We start from the raw sequence: 25,698 nt of genomic DNA on the forward strand, positions 1-25,698 counted from the left end.
TCATTCCGCAATTTTCTGCATGTATTTTTTACTCAATTCAACTACAGCGTCATAGCCGCCGCTCTTATAAGCTTTATTCAAGTCACTGCCAATCCCTGTCGCAACTGCACCGGCTTGGAGCCAATCATTCATATTGTCCAGATTGACTCCGCCGGTCGGCATGATCCGTACATTAGGCAGCGGACCATTGACACTCTTGATGAATGAAGGGTCAAAATGGTTTGCCGGAAATAACTTTAACACATCACACCCTGCTTCAAGTGCTGAAGCCATTTCCCTTATTGTCATGCAACCAGGCATATATGGCACCCCATATCGATTGCAAAGCGTGGCAACACCCTCGACAAAATAGGGACTGACAATGAATTGGGCACCAGATAATATGGCATGCCGGGCCGTTTCCGAATCCAATACAGAGCCAGCTCCGATGAGGGCGTCCGTATTCACCAGGTGCTTGAACGCTTCTTCTATTTGCGGTGTTGTATACGTCAATTCAATTGCACGTATACCGCCTTCGATAGCTGCTTTAGACAGCTGGGCAGCCTCCTCTGCATGCTGACCCCGAATTACCGCGACAACCTTCATTTCGGTTAGTTGATTGATTATTGAATGTTTTTCCATCATGCTCCCCCTTCATTGAATACGATGATCGCTTTGCGAACCTGTTCCGGATGGCTTTCAACAAAATTGAATGCCTCCTGGACATCCTCAAGGGAAAAAGTATGTGTAACTAACCCTTCTTGTCTGAGCTTCCCTTCATTTAACAGTTTGACCACTTTAGGGAACTGGTTGGTTTGCAGCCTGGAGCCTTTCACCGAAACTTCCTTCTTCGTGATGGGAAGCTGGGATATCGCTGCAGTGCGTTCATCAAAACCGAGCACGACAATCCTGCCTGCTGTAGAAACTACATTGAAGGACATTTCGAATGTCATCGGTAAACAAACCGCATCAATGACGACATTGGCTCCTTCAAAGTTCGTCCATTCCTGCACTCGCGCCTGAACATCTTCTTTTCCGGCATGGACGGTAACATCAGCACCACTTTTTTTGGCGAATGACAATCGCTCTTCACTTAAATCCGTAATCATTACCGAAGCGCCTTGCAGCTTGGCCATCTTCAATATGCAAATTCCAATCGGTCCCGCTCCTTGGATAAGGACCGTGTCCCCTTCCTCTACCTCGCCCCGCCAAACCGCCTGGGCACCGATTGTATATGGCTCAGCCAATACTATTTCCTCCCAAGCGATAGCGGAGTCGACAACGTGCAATTGTTTCTCGGGAAGGACGCACCATTCCCTCATTCCGCCCTCTTCATGTACACCGAATACAGACAATGTTTCACAAACATTTTGGCGTCCCTTGCGGCAGGCGTAACATGTTCCGCAATATCGAATCGGCTCTATGACCACGTGATCCCCCACTTTAATGCCGACTACCTCTTCACCAATCTCCGCAACCTCACCTGCCACTTCATGTCCTACGATTCGCGGCAACGTTGCAAGGGGATTCGTTCCATGGTAAATATGCATATCCGACCCGCAAATCCCAACCCTTTTCACTTTCACAAGAACATCCGTCGGGTTTGAAATCCGGGGCTTCTCCACTTCCTGTATGACCAGCTCATGTGCTTTCCGTACTTGAACCGCTTTCATTTCCCCACCTGCTTTGTAAGAAATTCATAAACAGTCGAAGCTATCGTAATACCTTCTTTTATGTTTTTTTCTTCATTGATTTGTTCAATTTCACCTGGAACGTATACCCGATCGAATCCAGGAGCAGACTCAACCTGTTGCAATTCTTCGATCATTCGATCCATTTGCTCCAGAAATCTATCCGTATCCGTAAAATAAGAAGGATTGATTACACAAAAGTAATGTCCAAGTTTCCGTTTCTTATCAAGATCATCATACATTTTCCCGATATGCGGTCCAAACGCTGCACCTGCCAATAATCCGGAAAATACATCGACAATCACGGATAGGCCATACCCTTTTGGGCCGCCGAAAGGGGAAAGGGAAACGACTGAATTGGGATCCGTCACAGGAGCCCCATTATCATCGACGCCCCAGCCTTCAGGAATTTCCTTGCCTTCTTCTTTTGCCTGAAGGATTTTCCCCAATGCAGCATTTGAAGTTGCCATATCCAGGATGAAGGGCTTCTTACTTTTGGCAGGCACTCCGTATGCAATTGGATTTGTTCCCAGAAATGAAGTCTTTCCTCCAAATGGAACGACAATCTTATCCGTATGTGACATCGCAATCCCGATCAACTTCTCATCAGTTGCTTTTTGGACAAAATAGCTTAGTGCCCCGCAATGGCTGCTATTGAATGCGGTCACCATCCCGACACCATTATTTCGTGCCATTTCGATGGCGTGATTCATCGCCTCTTCACCAATCACATGTCCGAATCCATCGTCCCCATCAACAACACCCGTAACAGGTCCAGTCTTTTCAAAGGACATTTGCGCATCAAGATTGATACCACCGGCTTTTATCCGATTTACGTAATGCTCCGTTCGCAATACCCCATGCGAATTGACATTTCTTAGATCTGCATGAACCAGTACCTCTGCGACTTTTTCGGCACTTTCTTCCTTCAATCCCGCTTCAGTCAATTTTTGTATGACCAATCGTTTGGCTTCCCCTGCTTGTATCGTTACGGTTGCCATATTCTCCCCCCATTGTTTCTATTGTCTATCTTTCAACAACAGCTTCTTTGCGGATGAACGGCAGTACTTCATCCAAGTATGGCAATCCTTCATTATCTCCGGAAACAGTGGTGACAATTGCGCCGACGGCATTGGCGAATGTCAACCTTTCATCGATCGGTAACCCTTGGAGGTATCCGTATATATACCCTGCGTCATAGCCATCCCCAGCACCCACAGTGTCAACCGGCCTAACTGGGAAGGCTTCTTTTTTATGCCATTCGCCTTTGTTATATAGTTTTGAACCATTTTCCCCATCTTTAATGACAAGCTGTTCAATGCCATTTACTTTGGCGAATTCCGCCAAGGAGTCCTCCGAGTCATTACCTGTAATCAGCTTTATTTCATCTAAACCTGAAAGCAAAATATCCACATGACCGAATAGATCTGAATAGACGGCTCTCGCTTCCTCGATGGACCAGAGCTTCAAGCGTATATTCGGATCGAATGAAACAGGGATTTCTTTTTGTTTGGCCATTTCCATGACACGCTTGGCTATATGTATATTCCTCGGATCTATCGCCAGAAAAACTCCAGTTAGATGGACGAGATCAATCCCATCAAACATGCTCCCTGTTATATCTTCGGGATTTAAAGTCAAGATGGGTGATTGTTGCCGGTAATAAAAAGTCTTTCCCGACCCATCCTCACGAATTTCTTTAAAGTTAAGAGATGTAGGATACCCGGATACAAAAGCAACATCACTCACATCAATGCCTTCTCCGCGTGCGAAATTATATATCACCCTGCCAAACTCATCATTTCCTAACCGGCTAATCCATTTCACGCGCATGTCAAGTCTTGCACAGCCAATGGCAAAATTCAGCTCGGCCCCTCCTACTTTTCGCTCAAAACGGTTTACGAAGCGTAAAGGTCCTGTCTCTTCCGGATTTAGCGTAATCATGGCGTCACCCAGCGTTAAAACACCATATTTTGATGACAATGCAGTACCTCCTTCTTTCGGCCAATCACAAATCCAAGCTACTATTGTGATTCAAACCGCTTTCGTTAGTAAATCGGTTTAGTGAAAAAGAATGATTTTACTAAACCGGTTTTGTAATTCATAAGGAAATTGTAAATGAAAACCCTGCCAAAAACAATAGAAAAATTAGATAATTTTAAATTAAATTTTTATTCGGCACATTTACAGCTCTTTTTATAAAAAAATAGGAATTAATCCATTTAATGCTAATAGCATACTTTCTCCTTCGTTTTGAATGATTAGCAGATTGGATTTTTACATTATCCAGGTTCCTAACAATTGCACTCTTTGCTATACTGAATCAATTGCTAAATAATTTGGAAGGGTTGTTTTGAATGAGTTATGTAAAAATTTACATGTTACTTACAGGAATCATGATCACCTGGGGATTAAACGTTTCCGTCCTTAAATTTATCGTTATGAATACGCAACCAGTAACCATAACAGCATTAAGGATCTTTACAGCTTCACTTATCGTCATTCTTATTCTTTTTTATCTAGGCCTGATACGCCTCCCTAAGAAAAAGGAGCTATTTTACGTTTTTGGCGGAGCGTTATTGAGTGTCGTTTTTCACCATTATTTCTTAGCTGAAGGGTTAACAATGACGTCCGGCTCCAATGCTGGGTTGATTTTGGGTATGGGGCCGATATTGACAGTCATCTTGACCATGGTTTTCTTTCGCCAAAAACCTACAGTGATCCGCCTGCTTGGTTTTCTGTGTGGCGCTTTGGGCGTAAGCTTTACCGTCATGGCTGGAGGCGGTGGCGTTCATTCTATCAATCTCGGAGATGTCGATATTCTGTTATCCATCCTTTCACAGGCGCTGAGCTTCATTTTGATTAATCAAGCGTCGAAAACGATGGATCCACGGCTATTGACCGGCTATATGATGCTAGTCGGTTCTTTCATTCTTTTTGCCATCAGCTTTTGGAAGGAACCGGACGGTTTATCTTCGCTTGCCGCTGCCCCCCCTTCCATGTGGGGAGCTTTCTTCTTTTCGGCAATTTTTGCCACTGCGCTGGGGCATATGAGTTATAATTATGCGATTGGGCAGGTCGGTGCAGCGGAATCCTCCATATTTCTTAATTTAAATACCTTATTCGCATTGGTAGGGGCTGTCATTTTTCTGAAAGAAGCCATCCTGCCTTCACATTTCATCGGGCTGATTTTGATCGTTATAGGCGTGTTGCTCGGTTCAGGAGCGACGGAAATGTGGATTCTCCAGAGGAAAAAACAGAAGGCTGCCTGATTGATTTCAGGCAGCTTACCTTTTGTACATTTTATAGGTCACTGGTTTACACAACAGGGACCATACCAGAGATGGGTATGGTCTGTAAACCTAGAGTCCGAATTGATTTTTTCTAGTATTCTTCATGGTTGAAAGCCTCGTGTTTTCATAGGGTTGTTAAGTGAGATATCCCACGCAAGAATGCTGATCGTTTACTTGCCTTTATCATTTAGCTTCATGCCTCTTATCAGTACTTCTGCCACTTCCGGACGGGTGAACTCCAACGGTGGAATCAGTCCCTTCCGCAGCATTTCCCTGACTTTCGTCCCGCTTAATATGAATCTATCTTCTTCTGTATGTGGACAAGTTTTCAAGGACGCCATATTCAAACACTTTTTACAGTAAAAGCTATGCTCAAAGAACAACGGTTTTATGCCAATCTTCACCGGGTCGAACTGGCTGAAAATTTCTTGGGCCTCATACGTGCCATAATAATCGCCTACACCCGCATGATCACGGCCAACAATAAAATGGGTGCACCCATAATTCTTGCGGACGATGGCATGAAAGACCGCTTCCCGAGGACCTGCATAGCGCATGGCAGCAGGATATATGGCAAGCAAGACCCGATCCGTGGGGTAGTAATTTTTTAATAGGGCCTGATAGCTTTCCATTCGAATATTTGCTGGTATATCATCCTCTTTCGTCTCACCGACCAGAGGGTGCAATAGGAGTCCATCAACGGTTTCCAATGCGGTTTTTTGCAAATATTCATGAGCCCGATGTACAGGATTCCTCGTCTGAAAACCTACCACCGTCTTCCAACCTAGTTCAGCGAACATCTTTCTCGTTTGTGCAGGATTCAAATGAAATTTTTCAAAGGGTTTATGTGAGGCCTTGTTTATGTGATGAATAGGTCCTGCTACATATATGTCCCCCTGACCAAACAGTTTTTTCACTCCAGGATGGTTATGGTCCACTGTTTTATACACAAGTTTTGCTTCCTGATGTTTATCGTATTCAAATTTCTCTTCAACTAAAATGATGCCGGCAAGCTCTCCTTCATCCGTGTATAATGCGACTTCATCGCCAATTTTCATTTGCCCTGCCTCTTCTTTCGTTACAGGGAGAGTGATGGGTATGGTCCATGGCAATCCGTTCGCTAAATGCATATCATTAATGACACTTTCGTAATCCGCTTTTCCCATGAATCCAATTAGTGGACTAAACCCACCATTTGAAATCATTTCCAAGTCAGACGCAATCCATTTCGATATTGTCAGTGAAAATAAGGATTCGCACATATCCAAATACTGTTTTCTGGCCTTTTCCGTTAATTCACGCTGGATCAGTTTGCCGCCATGTGGATCAATAGTGTTCCATTGAACATTCATATATAACCTCTCAATCATTTGATTTCATTCGTTTTATATGCTCCTTTTCAAACCCGACATCACATACCCGCATCGATTAAATAGTCGATGATTTGCTGCACGCATTCCTCTATCGTGTTCTGACTCGTTTCAATGATGATTTCCGGATTCTCCGGTTCTTCATAGGGAGCCGATACGCCAGTAAAGTGAGTGATTTCACCAATTCTAGCTTTCTTATACAATCCTTTTGGATCCCGTTCTTCACAGGCTTCAATCGGACACTTTACATATATCTCGATAAATTCATCGGTTTTCACCTTTTTTCTGACATCGTTGCGGTCATTGGCATAGGGAGATATGAAAGTGGCCAATACGACGATTCCGCTATCAACAAAAATTTTGGACATTTCTCCTATTCGCCTTATATTCTCTTTCCGGTCATTCGCACTGAAGCCAAGATCTTCATTCAGACCATTTCGTAAGTTATCTCCATCTAATATATACGTCGAAATACCTTTTGCATGAAGCCTGGCCTCAACCATATTTGCGATGGTGGACTTACCTGAACCTGATAATCCTGTAAACCAAAGAATATAGCTTTTATGTCCGTGCAGCGCTTGCCTATGCTGTTTCGTAATTGAAAAAACATGTTTATGGATATTCTCATGTTGACTCACACTATTTCCCCTTTTACCGTTTTTTATTGTTCCGGATGACAAAAATCAAGGAACCTGCCCACCCAAGCAAAATCAGCAAATAAATGGACACAGCCCAATCATCGACGCCACAAGTGACAATCAACGTTCGCGCATTCGTCAGAACGATGAAGCCCCCAACGAGGACACCCAATAAATGCGAAGGCAATTTTGTTACGATCCATGCAGCAATGGGAGCGGCAATGATTCCCCCAGCCATCAAGGAGATGACCCAAAACCAATTCACGTCCTGCCACCCCAGGGCAATGAGAAAACCAAGGGTTGCTGAAACGGCAATCGCGAATTCACTTGTATCAACGGTACCCACCACTTTTCTGGCAGGGACTCCTTTTTGTGATAGTAGAACTGGAGTGGTGATCGGTCCCCATCCTCCCCCGCCGGTTGCATCGGCAAAGCCAGCTACAAGTCCCAATAGTACCGATTTTTTTCTTGAGAGATTAATTGATTTCTTTTCACTTGTTTTGGTCGTTCTTAAAAAACGAAAAAGGACAAATACGCCAAGAATCAGTAAAAACAAGGAAATATACGGTTTAATCACTTCACCAGGCAATTGACTTAAAAAACAAGCTCCTGCAAATGCCCCGATCGATCCGGGGATGATCAATTTGAAAAGCGCTTGGCGATCGACATTCCCGAATTTCAAATGCGAAACGCCAGATGCCGCCGTTGTCACGACTTCCGCCAAATGGACGGATGCAGAGGCTACAGCCGGAGCGATTCCGAAAGTCAACAACAAAGAGGTGGATGTAACTCCATATGCCATTCCTAAAGAGCCATCGATTAGCTGAGCCAAAAATCCAATAAACGCGAAAACAATAAGCTTTCTCATGTTAGCCTCCTACAAAGCATTTCCTTTTTAAAGGAGCTGTTTCCATAACTTCCATCACAATTCAATCCATTGGCGCTCGTCCGATGTCCATTACCCCATAACAAAATAAATGACATCCCCGCCATATATGCAACTTCTATAGGATATGCAATCAAAGCGCTGGATGCTATAGACTTGTGTCTGAAAAAGATTCAATGCATGAAGAAGGACCACTCGATTCCCTCAACAAAAAAAGCCCCTTAAGGGCCTTCTTTTCCAGTTTAGTTATCATGCAAGATGGAATGGATCGGGTATGCGAGTCCAAGGGAGACACCACCAGGCTAAAGGCTCCAACAATATGCCCCTTAAAGAGAGGCTATTTCCCTACTGGTTCCTCAGCTCCGTCACTAACAATTGCTTCATTTTTGCATGATGTCGATTGACAACGAACCGATTTTCCCTTTTGATGCTGCCTGCATATTTCTTGGTCCCCATTTGAGTATGGATTCGATATTGTAATAACGGTTTGGGCACAAAGTGAAATTTGTAGTTTTGCATGATGCGCAGCCATAAATCATAATCGTGTGTGTATAGGAGGGCTTCGTCAAAAACCCCGATTTGCTCAAATACCTTTTTCTGAATCATGACGGAGCAGCCATTGATAATATTCCCCTTGATCATCGCTTTAATGAATTCAAGCCGTGTGGGCGGATTGATCCCGATGACCGGGGTGATGATTTCTCCGTTTTCATCGATGCAATAATAACTCGTATAGCTAAATTGGGCATTTTCCCTTTCCATTAAACGTAACTGGATTTCCGTTTTTTCCGGGTAAAAGATGTCATCAGAACTAAGCCAGCATATATAGTCACCTGTTGCATGTTCGATGCCAGTATTCAAGGCACTCGCTGTTCCGCCATTTTCCTTTTTGATAAATAGGATTTTATCTAGAAACGGTTCGATTTTTTCTGAATATAATGTAGAGCCATCATCAACTACGATTATTTCAATATTTTTGTAGGTTTGGTTGATTAAACTCTCCAAAGCTTTTTCAATGTATGGACAATTGTAGAATGGAACAATGATCGATACTTTTGACATGTACGAACCGCCTTTCAAGTAATGATTGTCTACCCATACGTTATGGATAAGGATGAACTCTTCCATGGTTATATTTATTTCACACGTATAAGATGTGTTCCATTCCCTAGTCTGGTCATTACTGAGATTAAAACGGCAATAAAACCACCATTCATGTCATACGTATATTAGATGGTCGTATCCATTCGAATTGGAGGGATAGGTAGCTTGTTCAGATAATATGAAATTGAAAACCCAGAGCCCTGTTGCTCCATTTTTATGAGGAGGGGAAGAATGAATATTTTGTTTGTTTTCTACGTTCCGAGTGGCGGTGTGGAAACATTGAATCGGCAGCGATTTATCGCGCTGAAAGAGCACGGTATCCATGCTCATTTTCTTTATTATGAAAACAGAAGGAATTACTTGAATGACCATAGTGCCCCAACATTCGTAACGAATGACAATGATGAAATCAAGGGGATATTGGAAGATGGGAACTATGCCGCTATCGTCATCGTTTCGGATTTCAATACGTTACCCAGATTCAGGTCCATGGGCTATAAAGGAAAAATGATCATAGAAATACAGGGATATGGTCCGAAACATGTCGCCAGAAAGGCACTTACCAATGCCATTGAAGTTGTCAATGAACATGCAGATGGGTTCCTTAATCCGAAAACGCCACATATCATGCAGTTATTGGATGAACTTTACCCGTCCTTTCCAACTTTCTCTTTTAATAATTGTTTTGATACCACTCAATTCGCACACAAAGAAATGTCCTTGGATGGCTTTAAAAAAATCGCTTGGATCGGAAGAATCGAAGATAACAAGAATTGGAGCGAATTCCTGAAGATAGGATATCAACTAATCAACAATTACAATCCGGATATCCGATTACTTATGTTTGAAGACCCTACATTAAGTGACCCCATTGAAAGAATCAAATTCGATAAAACGGTCAGCCGGTTAAATTTGAAAAGCAGACTTACGTTGCACTCCAATGTTCCGAATTCGCAAATGGCCGATTTTTTCTCTGTAATCGGTGATTCGGGTGGCTTTTTATGTTCCACCTCCAAGGTGGAGGGGGCCCCTTATGCATTGCTTGAAGCAATGAGTTGCAGATGCCCGGTGCTCACGACCGATTCCGATGGTGTAAGAAGTTCCATCATCCATGATCAAACAGGGAAATTTTATTCATTGGGCAACATTGATAGTGCCGTCAAAGAGGCGAAGGAGCTAATGAATAACGAGAGCCTGAGGGAAAATATCCGGGAAAACGCGCTGGAGCACGTAATCAAGAATTTCAGTCCAGATTTATATGCCCGCAATTTCATCGAAATGCTCGAAGCACTAGGAATATCCTCTGAATAATAAGAAAAACAGCCGGGATTATTTCATTCCGGCTGTCGTTCATTTTATTGAAACATTTCCCTGGCTGTTTAATTCAGGAGCCCTGCTTAAGCTTGAATTCTTCCAATTGCTGACGCTCAACTACTGTCAACGTTTGAAGCTTTTCATGAAGCAGTTCCTTTGCAAAATCGTATAAGGACATATCCAGGTGATTATATTGCTTGATCAGGTTTATTAATTCCGATGGTATTTCTTTTTTTGCCAGTCGTTTTTTTGTAATATTTTTTCTAGTATAGTGTATATCTCCCCATGCAAGTTGCTTTTTCAAACAAAAAAGTGTTTCATTGAACATCTCGGTGACTCCAACCAATGAAAATGTTTTAAGATTCTCCTTCGCTTTTTCCAAATCAGGTATTTCCTGACTCCCGCATACCATCAATGTTTGCAGATTCGATGCTTCGGGGCCTTTTACTACAAATTCCTCCAAAGTCATTTCTTTTACCATTTCGTAACCTGGGTAGTCCTTTAAAAAATAATAAGCAGAAATGACCCGATCTACAGGATCGCGCAGCATCGTAAAATAATGGAATGGTTTTGAAAACTCCTCATGTATTCCATAGAAATAATGACCGGAAACCGCTTTGATATTCTTCTTTTCCTGTTCCGTTAACTCGGACAGCTTCATCATCTTCTTTTCGAACGAGTCATGATCATATATTTCTCTAAGTTTGTATTGTTTTTTTAATATTTCATTGATCGTCGTTCCCCCTGTTTTGGGAACATGCATAAAAATATCCAGTACACCTTCGGACATAAATGTACTCCTCCCTCTTCCAAAAAGCTCTTTTTATGAGTGGGCTGTTTTCTCATACTTTGTTACCATTCACGAAGTAATCCGTTGTAGTCGATTTCCCCTCCGGTGCTCCGCTTTACAGAAGGCCGTCAGTGAGCCTCTCCGGCGTGGACCTTGTTATGTCCCGCCTATCCAGCTGCTCAAGCAGGAGTCCGCCACTCCAATCAACCTTAAATCGTTTCATTTGAAAAACAACGATCCTTACGAAAAGAGCCTATAAATTTTTCAAGTTCTTTTTAAGAATTGGACGATAATGGCTTTCAATCGTGAGAATATCCGCTAGCATTTCAGGCTGGAATCTACTTGTACCAGACCCTTCGTGTATCCTAAATTTTGTGAGAACTTCATCCAAATAATACATTTTATATCCATTGACTAAAAGACGAAGCCACATTTCATAATCATGCGTATAGCGGTGATAGGTATTAAAATAGCCGACCACATCGAATACGTCCTTCTTCAACACCACGGTGCAACCATTCACGGCATTACGAAGTAAAAATGCATGGTACACTCCGTTTTCTATATCCGTAAAGCGCTCTCCCGTCCAAGACAAAATGATTTCATCGTCCTTATTGATACTATCAAAATTCGTAAAGCTCACCTCTGCACCATGTTCGAGCATAAAGGAAATTTGATTTGATACCTTTTCTGGCAGAAAGTAATCATCCGAGCTTAACCATGCGACATATTCACCCTCAGCAGCATGGATTCCATGATTCAACGCAGTAGCGGTTCCCCCGTTTTCTTTTTTTTCATAACGGATTTTCGTAAGGAATGGCTCGATTTTCTCAGTAAAATCGGTCGAACCATCATCCACCACGATGATTTCTATGTTCGTATAAGTTTGATCAAGTGCACTTTGAATGGCTTGATCGATATAGGGGCAATTATAAAATGGAATAATGATTGATACTTTCGGCTCCATTGCCTACCCTCCCAAAATAACTTTCACTTACTATAGGTCCTTTTCTTCGTCAGTTTAACTCTCGGTAAAAGGTAAGGATATCCCTTATAGATGTTTCAAGCGGAATACTGGGCTTCCATCCCAAATTCACCAGCTTAATAGGTTCGATTGCTGGCTTATTGTCGATTAAATCATTGCTCTGTGTGCTCATTTTTATTTCTTCCCTCGTTACAGTCCTATACCCTTGAATGATTTGCCCCAAAGAACAAGTATGACCTGAAGCAACGTCATACGTTTCGCCAGACTTCCCATCCTTCAACAGAAAATCATAAGCTCTCACTGCATCTCTAACGTCCAAGAAATCACGTTGAGCGTTGGGATTTTCGACTTCAAGCACCTTTTCTGATCCTTTCTTTTCCATTTCAATGATTTTTTGCGCAAAAATGGAACAAACCCCAGTGGATACACCTGGTCCGATCAAATTGGACGGCTTGGCAATGATGACTTCCATGTTATATAAAGCTGCCCAGGATTGTGCAATAAGTACTTGAAGTGTCTTACTCAAACTATAAGGATGGGGAATCGAATTGAGGGAGGCAGGGTCAAATTGGAGAGCTGAGCCAACTATCACGATTTTGCAGGTTGGACTTTCCCTGCGTAGGGCATCGATCAAGTAGGCTGTGGACATGGAATTTGCCTCTAAGGTCGATAATGGATCCACCCATGATGCACCAACGTGATTTTGGCCTGCCAAATGAAGGACATACTGAGGTTTGATCTTTTTGACAAGCTGATAAACCTCGTTTCCGTTCGTAAGATCACAATATTCCATGTTAATTTGAGCATCGACATTTATCTTTTTCCGTGAAACGGCTGTAATGTCATAGCCTGCTTTTAAAAAATGGGCACATGCATGCTGGCCCGTGAATCCGCTTGCCCCGGTGATTATTAATTTCCTTCGTTGCTTCATTGACTTCTCATCCATTCGTTAATGATCTAAATAACCGCTACGATCGCCCTTATGCTGAATGTCCGTCCAGTCAGGGGCAGGAAAGACCTTATTTCCTCCCCCAAACCAACTTGTGAAGCCATCCATCTCTAGCGGTGCATGAATCGCCATCTTAAATACAGTTTCCCTATTACATTATGTCTGCATCTGCTTGATTGCCATGGGCTGTTCTCACATACACAGCCGAAAGGGGAAATTAACTCATTTGCCCTACATGCCGGACCGTTGTTACCCACTTTCCTCTAGCTCCACATCGGCGACCACACTCGAAGATTGAGAATAGTTCTTGAACGTATGAAGGGTAACCGTTTTTTTGCTCATTGAAACTGAAGGGCAAACTCCCTTGAATTCCTGGACATAGGCTTCCCCGCTGAAAATCCGACTATTTTTTTTGATAGTGAACAACTCGTCTATACGAAACATGCGCCACTTTAATATATTAGAGTATTCCATAATAAAAGAGGTGTTAACACTATGGGGAAATTTTTAGATGCTCAGACTTCACAGAATGCTAGTTATCGGGATTCCATTTCCATACCTGTAAGTGCAACTCCAGCGCTGTTCGGTTCATTGGGGCTTAATACGACCGGAACCGGAGCTAATCTTCGAGTTGAATTCACTTTCACGGCTACTTTAAGCAGCTTGGCCGCGATTCTGACTCCCATCAACATCGAGATTTACAGGGGCTCAGGTGTCGGCAGGGTTCTCGTTTATTCCGCCCAACAAACCTTACCGGTAGCTGGTTTGGGGGTTGCCTCCGAAACGATCATTTCATTGTCCGGTGCGGACTTTAATCCACCTGCACCCAGTAACTTTTTGGTCTATCAAGCATTCATCAGCACACCTGGCGGGATCGTCATCGCACCGACCCGAACTGGACCGGAGAGTTTTTTCGCAGCTGCTTATTCCGACTGATTGATTCTTAGTGGTAAATGGTGATGTTGCGCCATCTTTGAATAGCTTCAGGGCGGGTACTAAATGGTGGGACAAGTACCCGTCCTTATATATTTCTTTTTTTCTATTTGCCCCCTAAACTAGCTACATAATGTGTTGGCTCTTGACAGCCCATTTTTCACGAATGCTCATAACGAGTTACATAACGCTCGATCATTCAATAATATGAACAAAGGGGAGATTGCCATGAAAATATTACTTGCCACTTTTTGGGTCACGCCACATGTTGGCGGTGTCTGGAATTATATGCAGCAATTAAAGGATAAGCTTGTAACATTAGGACATGAGGTCGACTTTCTTAGCTACGGTGAAAATCATGAATATGTCCACATCATTAACGAAAACCGCAGGATAGATATGGATGAATTGCTTTCCGAAGAGGTTTTGCGATACATGAAACAGCATAATTCTCCCACTCATCCTGATCCAATCATCCACTATTACGAAACTCGGTGTGATTTCTTTCAGCTGGGTGCCGATTATTTAGGACTGGATAAATATGATGTCATTCATACGCAAGATATCTTTTCAACTGTCTGCATTAATCGGATCAGAGCGAAAAAAACAGCGCTCGTCGCTACGCTTCACGGTTGTGTTGCCCATGAACTTAGGAGTGCTTACTATAGCTCCAAAGTCCCTAAACAAAGCATTGCAAAAGAAGGCCGTGATCATTTTGATCAATTGGAATATGATGGGGCGACTTCTGCTGACCATACGATAGTGGCGAATGAATGGATGAGGGATGTATTGACTGATGAATTTAACGTTCCGAAAGAACAGCTGAGTGTTTTTCATTATGGCTATGATACCGAGGCCTTCTTGAAACGGGTGGATGAAAAAACCGAAATCGAACGACCTGAAAAGAAGAAAGTACTTATTTATACAGGCCGGCTGAGTGAGTTCAAAGGAGTTCATCATTTATTAAATGCACTATCTCGATTAAAAAAATCCAGAACCGATTGGGTTTGCTGGATTGCCGGGGACGGCCCGATGGAAACGGAGCTGAAAAATAAAACGAAAGCTCTTCGTTTGGAAGATGATGTGGTCTTTTTAGGCAGACGGGATGATATTCCTTATTTATTATCCATTTCGGATATCTTTGTACTGCCTACTTTGATGGAAAATCAACCTTTGTCGGTAATAGAAGCGCAAATCTCCGGAATGGCTGTCATTGCCAGTGATGTTGGAGGAATTCCTGAAATCATTGATCATGGAATCACGGGAGTATTATCACCTGCCGGGGATGAGCAGATGCTATCCACCCATATTGAATATTTATTGGAACATGATTCCTATCGCAACAATCTTGGAGTAAATGCCCTGACGTGGGGATTGGATCATTGGTCGCCAGATAAAGCGGTACAAAATGTGCTGAGTGTATACGAACATGCATTATCCCAAAAGGGAAATAATCACTAGCTACAAAAAGATGCTGACCGGCAATTAAAATCTCAGCATCTTTCTGTAGCTTTTTTCCTAAAGAACGCTAGGTAACAGCTTAAGCCAATCTGAATCAGCTGACATACAATACTAAAAACAGATAAAAGGGGTATGATGCATGAAGGCTATCGTGACTGGCGGAGCGGGGTTCATCGGTTCCCATCTTGTGGAAGAACTTATCTTGAATGGTGCCGAGGTACATGTATTGGATAATATGATATCCGGACACATCGATCATGTACATCCCAATGCCGTCATCCATACTGAAGATATACGCAGCAAGGAAGCTGCTCAAACGATCATGAAGGTAAAGCCTGACGTGGTCTTCCATCTGGCAGCACAGGCAGATGTGGCTCGCTCCATCCTCGATCCCCAGTATGATGCTGATGTTAATATCAACGGAACGATCAATATGCTCAAGGCATGTCAGGAAGCTTCTGTAAGGAAGCTGATTTTCTCTTCCACTTCAGGAGTCTATGGGAATTTACAGAAGGACTTGATCTCAGAAAGTGACCCGACCGGACCGGTTTCTTATTATGGTCTATCCAAGTTAGCGGCGGAAGCTTATATCCGTTTATTTCATGGGCTATATGGTCTCGAGTATACGATTCTCCGTTATGGAAATGTGTATGGTCCTAGACAGACGGCAAAGGGTGAAGGCGGAGTCGTCGCTGTCTTTTTAGAAAGGATAAAAAAAGGGCTGCCTTTACGCATACACGGTGATGGTGAACAAACCCGGGATTTTATCTATGTGAAGGATATAGTCAGAGCAAATACCGCTTCGGTTAATCACGGCAATCAAGAAACCATCCAGGTCAGTACGGCACAGAAAACATCAGTAAACCAACTGTTGAGTATGCTTACGCAAATACATGGCTCTGCCGTGGAAACCCTTCATTCAGTCGGAAGGACTGGAGATATCAAGCACAGCTGCCTCGATAACAGGAAAGCCCGGCAATCGCTGAATTGGTATCCAAAGACAGCTATCTTTCAAGGGTTATCCGAAACCTATTCTTTCTCTAGTAAACGGTAGGTACCTGGAAATTCTCAAGAACTATCGATGATTCTTCGGGTTAAGGGAATCCATGACTTAACCCTTCTTTCTTATAAAAAAACCCTAAGCAGGAACTAACGCAATAATGACAGCGCTTACATTTTAGTTGCCCCCCCGCCAGGAAACTTGATTCATCCACCTTTATCATCACCAAAAAAGTGGATACCATTTAATAGGACGGAGTTTTTTGACTCGCCCTATTAAATGGTAAGTTTCCTGTACAAAGAGATAGTTACATACCGAGTCCAATCTTAATTGAATGGCATGATAATTTATTCAAAACTTTTGTCCGGGTTTATTCTCCATCCATTTTTTCAATTCCGCTAACATCTCTTGGTACGTAGGCATTTTATATTGAAAATCAATTCTTGTATTCTTTATGGATCGATCTAAATGCATGGATGAATCAGGAATGATTTCGACATCGGTTTTTTGAAAAATTTGCTGCAGCAATTTTAATAGAGCGGCCTTAGAGATTTTTTCATCTGACCCAAGATGATATAATCCAGTAATCTTCTGTTGAATCATCCTATCCAGAACCTTGGCCAGTTCGAGCGTTGTCACCCCATTCCAAAACACTTTTTCGAATCCCTTGATCTCACCTTTTTGCTTCATGAACCAAAGAAATAAACCAATTCCGTCTTCCTTTAACTCCGGTCCAATAATGGAGGTACGGATGGTCAAATGTTTTTCACTTATTATTTCACCCAAGTGTTTGGATTGACCATAAATGGTGGAACTATCAGGTGTATCCTTCTCCGTATAATCTCCTGTTGAACCTGAAAAGACACAATCCGTACTAATATGAATCAATTTCCCATTATTGCGTTCAGTCAGCTTAACAAGCTGATGCGGAAATACACTGTTAACCTGAAAAGCTAGTTTTGTATTATCACTTGCATGATCATTTAAAATGCCGATGCAATTTATCGTAATGTCCGGTTTTACCTTATCCATTACATCTTCAAGACTCGTTACGTCGGTTACATCCAAATACAATCCCTTCACATCATTCGGATCCCGCGTCGTATATGTTACCTGATACTTGGAGTCCTGAGTGAAATAGTCTTTTATTACATGGCCTGCCATTCCTTGTCCACCAAGTACTAGTACCTTCATGTTAAATGAAGCCCCCATTCTTTAACATTTCCTTGATTTTTGATTTATCGATCAACCCTGTGGCAGAGTTATAATCTTCCAAACTAACAGGCTGGTATTGGGCGTAATGCTCCTTTATCCCCTTGATGTGGATGGCTGGAAGGATGACATAATATTCATCATCATAGGCAATGGCCGTCGTGCTTTCATATTCCGAAAGCAGGATTTCATGGAGCTTTTCACCCGGACGTATACCCAGGACCTCGACTTCCACATCTGTCTTTTTCGATGCTTCGATCAACACTTCAGCAAGGTCGATGATTTTACAGGAAGGCATCTTCATCACGAATATTTCTCCGCCGACACTTTCAAACGTTGCTTTGAATACTAATTTTATCGCTTCTTGAATGGTCAAAAAGAACCTGGTCATATTCAAGTCGGTTATTCCGATTTTCCCTTTTTCTTTAATTTGCTTTTTGAAGACGTGAATGACGCTTCCGTTGGTTCCTAAAACATTGCCGCCGCGGATACATACGAATCTGGTTTTCGTGTTTAACGTATTCGCGTGGATGATCAATCTTTCCGCCATAGCTTTTGAAAGACCATAAAAATTGGATGGATTGGATGCTTTGTCGGTGGAAATGTTCACGACCGAATGTACATTACAGCTAATGGCTGCTTCTATTACATTCTGTGTTCCTATCACATTCGTTTTTAGCGCTTCGATCGGTTGATCTTCACATACAGGCACATGCTTTAAAGCTGCCAAATGGAAAATATAATCGACGCCTTGGCATGCCTCCACCAATGCTTCCTTTTCTTTTACGTCGCCAATGATGAATTGCAGCTTTGGATTATTATCGAATTCCTGTTTCATCGTGAATTGGTTCGATTCATTTCTGGAGAAAATCCGGATTTCACTTGGTTCGAAATCCAATAATTGACGAACCAATTCATATCCCCACGAGCCTGTACCGCCTGTTACTAAAATTTTACGATTCTTAATCAATTTCATGGCCTCCCAGTATAATTTTAAGGACTTTATCTGACACGTTTTTATGGTCGTACCCTTCTGGAAAAGACCAGTCTTTTTGTTGGTTAACCATAATGTTCACACAATTGAGGATTTGTTTAGCATTTATCCCCGATAACATATTACTGCCAGACTCAATCGTTTCCGGCCTTTCAGTCGTTTTCCGGATGGTAACGGCAGGAACATGGAATAAACAACATTCTTCTTGGACGGTACCACTGTCGGTCAATACACAATAGGCATTTTTCTCAAGCTTCACGAAGTCAAAGAAACCGAAGGGCTCGTGAAATTCTATCAGCGGGTGTACATCTAATTGGGGACTGCGTTCTATGCGGGATTTTGTCCGGGGATGTAAACTGCAAATGACTCTTTTTTGATACGTTTCGGCAACTAAATTAATGCCCTTCATGATTTCAAGCAAACGGTCTTCATGATCAACATTTTCCGCACGATGGATAGTTACGAGGAAATAATCCTCTTTTTCCAAGTTGATTTTGTCCAAAATAAAGCTTTGCTCAATCTCATTATCGAAGTGGTTCAAGACCTCATGAATCGGGTTTCCCGATAAATAGATCCTTTTACTTGGAATACCTTCTTTCAACAGATTCTCCTTACTTTGAGGTGTGTAAGGTAAATTCAAGCTTGAAACGGCATCGATGATCCGTCGGTTTTTCTCCTCTGGTACTTCAAGATCAAAGCAACGGTTTCCAGCTTCCATATGAATGACCGGTATTCCCAGTCTTTCCGCTAGAATGGAGCTGAGCCCGGAGTTCGTATCCCCCAACACCAATACTTTATCCGGCTTTTCATTTAAAAGGATGGTTTCCAAATCCTTGAAAATGGCAGCTAATTGTTCGCCGAGGGTTTTCTGTTGATTCAGCAAGACATAATCAGGCTTCCTTACCTGAAGCTGTTGGAAGAAAATCTCACTTAAGGATGAGGTGAAATTCTGCCCGGTGTGTACGAGTATATGTGAATCGGCATACTGATCCAATTTCTTTATAATGAGACTTAATCTGATGATTTCAGGCCGAGTCCCTAATATGGTCATTACTTTCACGATTTGCACTCCTTACTCTTTTCTAGTATGTGTCCTCTCCGTCTACCCTTTATTGTATGCACCTCAAATCCTATTGATATAGGCTAACCTATTAGATTTAAGCCTCTATTTAAGCAATTAGCGGCTTTTCAACGCCACTTCCGTCCATGGCCCAAGATGCGTTGAATGATCGTTCCCCGCCCAAAAAGGACTAGGAGTATCTCCAAGTCCTTTCATGCTCTAGACAAGCTTATTGTAATACAGCTTGTCTAGAGTCTTTTTATAAGGGTGTCCAAGGCACTCCATTGGACGCGTTTTAACACAGGAGTCTTGCAAGCCAACTCCACTCCCCTATGGTTTAACATTTAGGCAGTGCTTTTTTTTCGATCTATTGTTCTGCATCGTCGATAACGTTGTACAACGGGGGGCAGTTCATATCGTGATAGCAGGTTGTCCTTGTTAGGCTGTTTTCTTTTTAAGGGATACGGCTGTCACAAAAACGATGCAACATAAAGCAAGTGCGAACCCATACGCATGATGGAAACCACATATCATCGCTTCGTTTAACAATCCTTTTGTAGGCGTCACCCCTGCTTGCTCCAAGAAGCTTGTCCGGCCATGCGTGGAAACCCCTAAAGCACCTGCCATCGGTTGTAACGTATTCGACATGGCTGTTCCATGCGGATATAAGTGAGGCGGCAATTGGTTGAGAGCTCCTGTTTGAGACGGCATCATAATGGTTGCGATCGCCAACATCAATGCCATATAGACCAGGATAAATGCCCAGGCTGGTATAGAGAATGAAATGGTACTGTAGATGATCATGGTCACAATCAATAGGACTGTACCAGGAATGATCATCCTTCTTGGGCCATACTTATCGAATAATATCCCAATTTTCGGTGATAAAGCACCATTCAACAAGGCTCCTGGCAATAAAAGCAATCCAACTGTTTTCGCCTCAAATCCAAGTGGTCCTTGTCCATACATCGGTAATAGGACTTGGGATTGGTTGAGCTAGAAAATAGAGAAGACATCACATGGACATACATTAGTCCTGCTTCATTCTTCGATCCAAAAGGAAAACGCACAGGTTCTTACCAAGTAGGAAAAAATCATGTCATCGTAACAGTCAAGGAAATAGCTATATCAGCTATGCTGACTACGCGATTGCCGTTGTAGATGAGATTGAGAATCCAAAACACGTCAATCAAAGATTCACTCTTGTGGGAGAAGCACAATAAAGAAAAGGGCCCTTCCACCAAAAATGTGGAAGAGCCCTCTTTATGTCGCATGTTTCCCTTTGCAGTTAATGGGGTTGAACGTTAGGTTCAAAAGAAGTTCGAGATTTAATAATGCCGGATCTCTTTTGTCTACAAACTGAACGCACTTGGCATTTATCCAAGTCCGTTTTGTGCACCATCATACTACTGTTTAAGGAGATTGCATAAGCGCCATCAATCTCCAGGGATTGGTTTGGCAATCATTTTTGAAATTGTAATTCATGAAGATTGGCAAAAATGCCGCCCTTCTTAAGCAAATCATCATGACTTCCCTCTTCGGCAATACCTTCTTCCGTAACCACGATGATTTTGTCAGCGTTCCGAATGGTTGCCAATCGGTGCGCAATGATCAATGTCGTCCGGTTTTCGGCAAGTTCCGTAAGGGCCTGCTGAATGATTCTTTCCGTCTCCGTATCAAGGGCGGAGGTTGCTTCATCGAGAATCAATATTGGCGGATTTTTCAAGAACATCCTCGCTATCGCAATCCTTTGTTTCTGTCCTCCCGATAGCTTCAGGCCACGTTCCCCGATTTGAGTCTCATAACCATCTGGAAGTCCTCCGATGAAAGCTTCCAAATGGGCCTTACGGGCAGCTTCATGAATTTTTTCATCCGTCGCATCAAGCATTCCATAAGCGATATTTTCCTTTAATGTACCTGTAAAAAGGAATACATCCTGCTGGACAATCCCAATTTGGGACCGCAACGACTTTTTCGTCATTTCCCGGATATCGATTCCATCAATGGAAATGGAGCCCGCATTCACATCGTAAAATCGGGGGATCAATGAACAAATCGTCGTTTTCCCTGCCCCTGACGGACCTACAAATGCGATGGTTTCCCCAGCATTTATCGTTAAATCGATACCTTTTAATACAGGCTTTTTGTCTTCATAATTAAACGATACCTGTTTAAAAGCTATATCCCCCAAAAGGGAATTGACTGCGATGGCATCACTTTTATCCACTACATCCGGAGCGACGTCAAGCAGTTCAGTAAATCGCTTGAAACCTGCCATCCCTTTTGGATAAAGCTCCATCAAAGCACTGATTTTGTCGATTGGCTTGAATAACACGTTGACATATAATACGAAAGCCACTAATTCCCCGTTAGAAAGCTGCCCATGGTAGGTTAACCAAGCACCCATCACCAATACGGCCAGGGTCATGAATCTCGTCATCATGTATATGCCTGATAAGCTGAACGACATCACTTTATATCCAACGAGCTTCGCTTTGCGGAACTTGCGATTATTCGTTGAAAACCTGTCCATTTCATATGCTTCATTCGTGAAGGATTGAACGACCCTCACTCCTGAGACACTATCCTCGACACGGGCATTGACATCGGCAACCTCTGTATACATTTGCTTCCACGCTTTATTCATCTTTAAATTGCTTATGACAATTAATAAAACGAGGAGCGGCAATATACAAACAGATACGAGTGCCAGTTTCACATTGATGGTCAGCATGATCCAAAAGGCACCGACAAAGGTCATGAAGGCAATGAATAAATCTTCAGGACCATGGTGGGCAAGTTCCCCGATATCGAACAGGTCATTGGTGATACGGCTCATGATATGGCCGGTTTTCGTGTTGTCAAAGAAACGAAAAGATTGCTTTTGCACATGTTGGAATAATTCCTCACGCATATCCGTCTCAATATTTATGCCTAGTTTGTGACCCCAATATCCTACAATGAATTGCAGGAAGGTACTAATGATATAAATCAGCAATAAACCTGCACTTACAGTAACAATTGCAGACCAGTCATCGCCAGGCAGCAGCGTATCTATAAACCACTGAACCGCGAGAGGGAATGCGAGTTCAAGTACAGCAACAACGACTGCACTGAAAAAGTCGATAATGAATAACCGCTTATGCGGCAGATAATATGAAGCAAAACGTCGAATCATCAAATTTTCTCCTTTTATACATATACTAAGGAGTATAATTCGATATTGGATATTCGGCAAGCATTACGGTTTCATGTAGATGAAATATGGTAAAATCATCTGTATAAAACCAAACCGGCCCGACCCATGGAAAACAAATCAAGGAGTGAATCCAATGTAACGATTACAACCATTCTATTACACTAAAAAAATCTTATAAGGATGGTATTCATGAAAAATAGATCGTTTCGCTTCCTATGGGTCGGGCAAGCATTTGCAAATCTCGGTGATATATTTTATGTAGTCGGGTTGATTTCACTCATATATGCCATGACGGGATCTGCCTTTTATTTGAGTTTGCTTCCGTTCACCACAACGATTTTCCGGTTTATCAGCAGTTTGCTTGCGCCACTCGTTATCGACAGGTTCCCATTAAAAAAGATCCTTGTCCAATCGCAATGGTGGAAGACCATCCTGCTCGTTATCATGGGAATCACCCTTCATTTCAGTCACGGTTCTGCCATTGTCGTCATATGCTTCATTGCTTCGATCTCATTATTGGATGGTGTCGCTGCCCCAGTGAGTGCAGCTTTGGTTCCGCAATTGGTCCCGGCAAAAGAACGGATGAAAGCGAATGGTTTCCTGAATGTACTCACGCAGACCATCTTTGTAGCAGGATGGCCACTTGGTTCCGTTTTATTAATCAATACGAACAGCCAGTTCATCATTTGGTTTACGGTCATCTTATTTGCCGCATCAACGGGCCTTGCTGTGAAAATGGAAGTTCATGAGGAACTGACTACAGTCCACACCCATCCATCCAGCTGGGATTCGATTACATCCGGATGGATGGCGATTCGTCAAATCCGAACCATCCGCACCCTCATTTCGCTTGATTTCATAACATCTTTAGCTTCAAGCGTTTGGGTGGCTGCCGTGATATATGTATATGTTGAACAGAACTTGCAATTAAGTGAGGAATGGTGGGGATACATTAACACAAGCTACTTCATCGGCATGATCCTCAGTGGATTGATCGTCATCCGTTTTGCCAGATTCATTGAAAAGCATACCCGTGACTTCATTATCATCGGGCTTTTACTCAATTCCTTGCTGATCCTGTTTTTCGGATCGACAACGATGCCTGCATTGGCTTTGTTGTTTGCATGTCTGTACGGATTCCCAGAACAAATTCGCGATGTAATCTACACCAAGCTGTTCCAAGATCACGCATCGGAAAAGACGTTAGCCAAAATTCATGCCGTTTGGGGAGCGGTAATCAACCTTACATTCGCCGGCTCTGTCTTATTATTAGGATATATAACGGAAACATATGGTGTCCAAACGACGTTTCAATTTTCTTCCGCAATCGTGTTCCTAGCCTTTCTTTATGCCCTTCTAAAAAGAAAGGAACTGGGCAGGAAAGAGTCTTAAAGCACCACATATCGGAAAAGGAGCCTTGTTTAAGGCTCCTTTCAGTTTGTTGATAAAACGCCCACTATTCCTTCACATAATCATGCTATTTTATAATCATAATGTTCTGATCCAAAAACGCCCAATTTTGCGGAAATGCCAAACCGATTTGCCAATACGTGGCACCAATCAGTTCATAAGCATCAATCATTTCGTATTTTGCACTAATCGAACGGATATCTTCATACCAAACGACATGTTTCGCATCTTCTCTCCAATACGAATAGGTAGGGGAAGCCGCTGTCGTATCAAAATAGATTTCGGCTCCCATTGCAATCGACAAATTTTGGGCACTTTGAGCCGATAAGGCTTTTGTCTCATGAGTTGGGATGATCCAGTCATACCCATACATGGGGAATGCCGACTGCAATTTATATTCAGGTATATTCGTCAACGCATACCGGAGAACCTCGCCCATCCACCAAAGCGGGGAAATCGGTTCCGGCGGACCAGTTGGGTACCCATAATCAATCGTCATGATTGCCACAAGATCAGCTGCCTCCCCAATCCCCCGATAATCATGCCCCCCGACAATGCGATTGTCAGGGTTATCTGCCGTTTTTGCATGCACGTTCACATGTAAAGTCAGTTCGTTCAACTCTTCCTTTAACTCCTTTAAAAATTGGACATAATCGAAACGTCTAGCGGGAGGAATGAATTCGATATCCATACTGACTCCCCCATATTCCCTCTGCCTGACGAAATTAAGCAAACTATTGATTAAATTCCGCCTGGATCCTGAACTTGCGAGGACATCTCCTGCTAAATCGGCATCAAAATCACCGTTTTGAAAATTGCGAAGCATCAACAGCGGCGTCACCCCTGATTGCTTGCATTTCACGATAAGCGGTCGATCATCGCCTTCAACGTAAGCATTTCCCTCCCTCGTAAAGGAATAAGCCACAATCGCTAAATAAGTTAATTTATCACCATGCTCTTCAAGAGTCTCGAACACCGCTCCTCCTGAAGTCGGAAAGGCAAAGCCAAGCGTGATCAATTGGTTTTTATAAGGCGACGGAACCAAAATTTCCGTGCCTACCCTTAAAGAGTTTGCGACAATGCCTGGATTGGCTTTGATGATGGATGCTGCACTCGTGCCGAAACGACGGGCAACCATTGAAAGTGTATCCATGCTTTTTATGATATATTTTCGATTTGCGACGGCTGCATCCGGTATATACAACGCCAGGCCAGGAACCAAAGCAGTTGATTCCAATCCATTGACTTCCATTATCCGCGACGGGGTAACTTGATTTTTCTCGGCAATTCCCCAAAGACTATCACCTTTTTCCACAACAATGATCGTCATTTACACCCCTCCAAACTCCCTTCAAGAAGTTTATGATATTCAGGCATTTGGATAGAACGGATTCTCACAAATTCACGGAGACGAATATCGCCTCAGCCTG

Annotated in this window: 23 protein-coding genes and 1 pseudogene; 7 read left to right on the top strand and 17 right to left on the bottom strand. The window is 42.7% G+C overall.

All coding sequences use genetic code 11. The features are described 5' to 3' along the window. The 4 genes from MHI53_RS13005 to MHI53_RS13020 are packed head-to-tail and all read right to left on the bottom strand — an operon-like array spanning position 1 to position 3,653. The gene (locus tag MHI53_RS13005) at positions 1-624 is read right to left on the bottom strand and encodes a bifunctional 2-keto-4-hydroxyglutarate aldolase/2-keto-3-deoxy-6-phosphogluconate aldolase (RefSeq protein WP_061140274.1); all 624 of its coding nucleotides are present in this window, start codon (positions 622-624) and stop codon (positions 1-3) included. Continuing rightward, on the bottom strand, positions 621-1,652 hold the full coding sequence (locus tag MHI53_RS13010; RefSeq protein ID WP_061140275.1) for a zinc-binding alcohol dehydrogenase family protein: 1,032 nt from the start codon (positions 1,650-1,652) through the stop codon (positions 621-623). Before MHI53_RS13010 ends, MHI53_RS13005 begins: the two co-directional genes overlap by 4 nt. Beyond that, positions 1,649-2,671 carry an ureidoglycolate dehydrogenase gene (allD, locus tag MHI53_RS13015; RefSeq protein ID WP_340371463.1) on the bottom strand — a complete coding sequence of 341 codons (1,023 nt, stop codon included), beginning with the start codon at positions 2,669-2,671 and terminating at the stop codon, positions 1,649-1,651. Before allD ends, MHI53_RS13010 begins: the two co-directional genes overlap by 4 nt. A 25-nt stretch (positions 2,672-2,696) precedes the next feature. Continuing rightward, the gene (locus tag MHI53_RS13020) at positions 2,697-3,653 is read right to left on the bottom strand and encodes a sugar kinase (protein WP_061140277.1); all 957 of its coding nucleotides are present in this window, start codon (positions 3,651-3,653) and stop codon (positions 2,697-2,699) included. Between the two features lie 374 nt (positions 3,654-4,027). Here MHI53_RS13020 and MHI53_RS13025 point away from each other — a divergent pair, with 374 nt between their 5' ends. Beyond that, positions 4,028-4,942, top strand: coding sequence for a DMT family transporter (locus tag MHI53_RS13025; protein WP_340371464.1), 915 nt, complete (start codon positions 4,028-4,030; stop codon positions 4,940-4,942). 191 nt (positions 4,943-5,133) lie between these two features. Here the strand turns inward: MHI53_RS13025 and sat are convergent, their stop codons facing one another. From sat to MHI53_RS13045, 4 genes are all read right to left on the bottom strand, one after another. After that, on the bottom strand, positions 5,134-6,315 hold the full coding sequence (gene sat, locus MHI53_RS13030; protein WP_340371465.1) for a sulfate adenylyltransferase: 1,182 nt from the start codon (positions 6,313-6,315) through the stop codon (positions 5,134-5,136). A 59-nt stretch (positions 6,316-6,374) separates the two neighbouring features. Continuing rightward, a complete protein-coding gene (gene cysC / locus MHI53_RS13035; RefSeq protein ID WP_340371466.1) occupies positions 6,375-6,971 on the bottom strand; it encodes an adenylyl-sulfate kinase in 597 nt (198 codons plus the stop codon). 13 nt (positions 6,972-6,984) lie between these two features. Continuing rightward, positions 6,985-7,839, bottom strand: coding sequence for a sulfite exporter TauE/SafE family protein (locus MHI53_RS13040; protein ID WP_340371467.1), 855 nt, complete (start codon positions 7,837-7,839; stop codon positions 6,985-6,987). Between the two features lie 363 nt (positions 7,840-8,202). Beyond that, positions 8,203-8,919 carry a glycosyltransferase gene (locus MHI53_RS13045; protein WP_061140282.1) on the bottom strand — a complete coding sequence of 239 codons (717 nt, stop codon included), beginning with the start codon at positions 8,917-8,919 and terminating at the stop codon, positions 8,203-8,205. Positions 8,920-9,192: 273 nt separating this feature from the next. On the opposite strand from MHI53_RS13045, the gene MHI53_RS13050 reads away from it, so the two are divergent. After that, on the top strand, positions 9,193-10,272 hold the full coding sequence (locus MHI53_RS13050; RefSeq protein ID WP_340371468.1) for a glycosyltransferase family 4 protein: 1,080 nt from the start codon (positions 9,193-9,195) through the stop codon (positions 10,270-10,272). A 73-nt stretch (positions 10,273-10,345) separates the two neighbouring features. On the opposite strand, the gene MHI53_RS13055 is transcribed toward MHI53_RS13050, so the two are convergent. The 3 genes from MHI53_RS13055 to MHI53_RS13065 all read right to left on the bottom strand — a co-directional run bounded on the left by MHI53_RS13055 (position 10,346) and on the right by MHI53_RS13065 (position 12,981). Beyond that, entirely contained in the window at positions 10,346-11,065 is a 720-nt protein-coding gene (locus tag MHI53_RS13055; RefSeq protein WP_340371469.1) for a sulfotransferase family 2 domain-containing protein, read from the bottom strand. 253 nt (positions 11,066-11,318) lie between these two features. Beyond that, positions 11,319-12,032, bottom strand: a complete 714-nt coding sequence (locus tag MHI53_RS13060) for a glycosyltransferase (protein WP_061140285.1) — start codon at positions 12,030-12,032, stop codon at positions 11,319-11,321. Positions 12,033-12,081: 49 nt separating this feature from the next. Then, a complete protein-coding gene (locus MHI53_RS13065; RefSeq protein WP_340371470.1) occupies positions 12,082-12,981 on the bottom strand; it encodes an NAD-dependent epimerase/dehydratase family protein in 900 nt (299 codons plus the stop codon). A gap of 513 nt (positions 12,982-13,494) precedes the next feature. Here MHI53_RS13065 and MHI53_RS13070 point away from each other — a divergent pair. The 3 genes from MHI53_RS13070 (at position 13,495) to MHI53_RS13080 (ending at position 16,447) form a co-directional block, all read left to right on the top strand. Further along, positions 13,495-13,935: a hypothetical protein gene (locus MHI53_RS13070; protein ID WP_061140288.1), complete on the top strand. Its 441-nt coding sequence runs from the start codon at positions 13,495-13,497 to the stop codon at positions 13,933-13,935. Positions 13,936-14,160: 225 nt separating this feature from the next. Further along, positions 14,161-15,393 (top strand): glycosyltransferase family 4 protein, encoded by a 1,233-nt coding sequence (locus MHI53_RS13075; RefSeq protein ID WP_340371471.1) that lies wholly within the window; start codon positions 14,161-14,163, stop codon positions 15,391-15,393. 139 nt (positions 15,394-15,532) lie between these two features. Then, positions 15,533-16,447 (top strand): NAD-dependent epimerase/dehydratase family protein, encoded by a 915-nt coding sequence (locus MHI53_RS13080; RefSeq protein WP_340371472.1) that lies wholly within the window; start codon positions 15,533-15,535, stop codon positions 16,445-16,447. Between the two features lie 297 nt (positions 16,448-16,744). On the opposite strand, the gene MHI53_RS13085 is transcribed toward MHI53_RS13080, so the two are convergent. From MHI53_RS13085 to MHI53_RS13100, 4 genes are all read right to left on the bottom strand, one after another. Beyond that, positions 16,745-17,587 carry an SDR family oxidoreductase gene (locus MHI53_RS13085; RefSeq protein ID WP_061140291.1) on the bottom strand — a complete coding sequence of 281 codons (843 nt, stop codon included), beginning with the start codon at positions 17,585-17,587 and terminating at the stop codon, positions 16,745-16,747. A 1-nt stretch (position 17,588) separates the two neighbouring features. Beyond that, positions 17,589-18,575 (bottom strand): polysaccharide biosynthesis protein, encoded by a 987-nt coding sequence (locus MHI53_RS13090; RefSeq protein ID WP_061140292.1) that lies wholly within the window; start codon positions 18,573-18,575, stop codon positions 17,589-17,591. After that, positions 18,568-19,659: a UDP-N-acetylglucosamine 2-epimerase (non-hydrolyzing) gene (gene wecB, locus MHI53_RS13095; protein WP_340371473.1), complete on the bottom strand. Its 1,092-nt coding sequence runs from the start codon at positions 19,657-19,659 to the stop codon at positions 18,568-18,570. Before wecB ends, MHI53_RS13090 begins: the two co-directional genes overlap by 8 nt. 438 nt (positions 19,660-20,097) lie before the next feature. Next, positions 20,098-20,628: an MFS transporter gene (locus MHI53_RS13100; RefSeq protein WP_340371474.1), complete on the bottom strand. Its 531-nt coding sequence runs from the start codon at positions 20,626-20,628 to the stop codon at positions 20,098-20,100. A gap of 18 nt (positions 20,629-20,646) precedes the next feature. On the opposite strand from MHI53_RS13100, the pseudogene MHI53_RS13105 reads away from it, so the two are divergent. Further along, positions 20,647-20,882, top strand: a pseudogene (locus tag MHI53_RS13105) (NAD(P)-dependent oxidoreductase); the annotation flags it as partial. Between the two features lie 239 nt (positions 20,883-21,121). Here MHI53_RS13105 and MHI53_RS13110 read toward each other — a convergent pair. Continuing rightward, a complete protein-coding gene (locus MHI53_RS13110) occupies positions 21,122-22,837 on the bottom strand; it encodes an ABC transporter ATP-binding protein (RefSeq protein WP_061140295.1) in 1,716 nt (571 codons plus the stop codon). A 210-nt stretch (positions 22,838-23,047) separates the two neighbouring features. On the opposite strand from MHI53_RS13110, the gene MHI53_RS13115 reads away from it, so the two are divergent. After that, positions 23,048-24,250: an MFS transporter gene (locus MHI53_RS13115; RefSeq protein WP_061140296.1), complete on the top strand. Its 1,203-nt coding sequence runs from the start codon at positions 23,048-23,050 to the stop codon at positions 24,248-24,250. 85 nt (positions 24,251-24,335) lie between these two features. On the opposite strand, the gene MHI53_RS13120 is transcribed toward MHI53_RS13115, so the two are convergent. Next, positions 24,336-25,598, bottom strand: coding sequence for a LysM peptidoglycan-binding domain-containing protein (locus MHI53_RS13120; RefSeq protein WP_340371475.1), 1,263 nt, complete (start codon positions 25,596-25,598; stop codon positions 24,336-24,338). Positions 25,599-25,698 lie beyond the last annotated feature (100 nt).

Source organism: Peribacillus sp. FSL E2-0218 (assembly GCF_037992945.1).
In the GTDB taxonomy this organism is placed as follows: Bacteria; Bacillota; Bacilli; order Bacillales; family DSM-1321; genus Peribacillus; species Peribacillus simplex_B.

Excerpts from the sequence above, each read along its gene's own strand:
- MHI53_RS13110 (WP_061140295.1), bottom strand. The coding sequence starts at position 22,837 with ATGATTCGACGTTTTGCTTCATATTATCTGCCGCATAAGCGGTTATTC.
- MHI53_RS13025 (WP_340371464.1), top strand. The coding sequence starts at position 4,028 with ATGAGTTATGTAAAAATTTACATGTTACTTACAGGAATCATGATCACC.
- MHI53_RS13120 (WP_340371475.1), bottom strand. The coding sequence starts at position 25,598 with ATGACGATCATTGTTGTGGAAAAAGGTGATAGTCTTTGGGGAATTGCC.
- MHI53_RS13075 (WP_340371471.1), top strand. The coding sequence starts at position 14,161 with ATGAAAATATTACTTGCCACTTTTTGGGTCACGCCACATGTTGGCGGT.
- MHI53_RS13065 (WP_340371470.1), bottom strand. The coding sequence starts at position 12,981 with ATGAAGCAACGAAGGAAATTAATAATCACCGGGGCAAGCGGATTCACG.
- MHI53_RS13040 (WP_340371467.1), bottom strand. The coding sequence starts at position 7,839 with ATGAGAAAGCTTATTGTTTTCGCGTTTATTGGATTTTTGGCTCAGCTA.
- MHI53_RS13050 (WP_340371468.1), top strand. The coding sequence starts at position 9,193 with ATGAATATTTTGTTTGTTTTCTACGTTCCGAGTGGCGGTGTGGAAACA.
- MHI53_RS13115 (WP_061140296.1), top strand. The coding sequence starts at position 23,048 with ATGAAAAATAGATCGTTTCGCTTCCTATGGGTCGGGCAAGCATTTGCA.
- MHI53_RS13100 (WP_340371474.1), bottom strand. The coding sequence starts at position 20,628 with ATGTATGGACAAGGACCACTTGGATTTGAGGCGAAAACAGTTGGATTG.
- MHI53_RS13080 (WP_340371472.1), top strand. The coding sequence starts at position 15,533 with ATGAAGGCTATCGTGACTGGCGGAGCGGGGTTCATCGGTTCCCATCTT.
- allD (WP_340371463.1), bottom strand. The coding sequence starts at position 2,671 with ATGGCAACCGTAACGATACAAGCAGGGGAAGCCAAACGATTGGTCATA.
- MHI53_RS13085 (WP_061140291.1), bottom strand. The coding sequence starts at position 17,587 with ATGAAGGTACTAGTACTTGGTGGACAAGGAATGGCAGGCCATGTAATA.
- MHI53_RS13010 (WP_061140275.1), bottom strand. The coding sequence starts at position 1,652 with ATGAAAGCGGTTCAAGTACGGAAAGCACATGAGCTGGTCATACAGGAA.
- MHI53_RS13005 (WP_061140274.1), bottom strand. The coding sequence starts at position 624 with ATGATGGAAAAACATTCAATAATCAATCAACTAACCGAAATGAAGGTT.
- MHI53_RS13055 (WP_340371469.1), bottom strand. The coding sequence starts at position 11,065 with ATGTCCGAAGGTGTACTGGATATTTTTATGCATGTTCCCAAAACAGGG.
- MHI53_RS13070 (WP_061140288.1), top strand. The coding sequence starts at position 13,495 with ATGGGGAAATTTTTAGATGCTCAGACTTCACAGAATGCTAGTTATCGG.
- MHI53_RS13045 (WP_061140282.1), bottom strand. The coding sequence starts at position 8,919 with ATGTCAAAAGTATCGATCATTGTTCCATTCTACAATTGTCCATACATT.
- MHI53_RS13060 (WP_061140285.1), bottom strand. The coding sequence starts at position 12,032 with ATGGAGCCGAAAGTATCAATCATTATTCCATTTTATAATTGCCCCTAT.
- sat (WP_340371465.1), bottom strand. The coding sequence starts at position 6,315 with ATGAATGTTCAATGGAACACTATTGATCCACATGGCGGCAAACTGATC.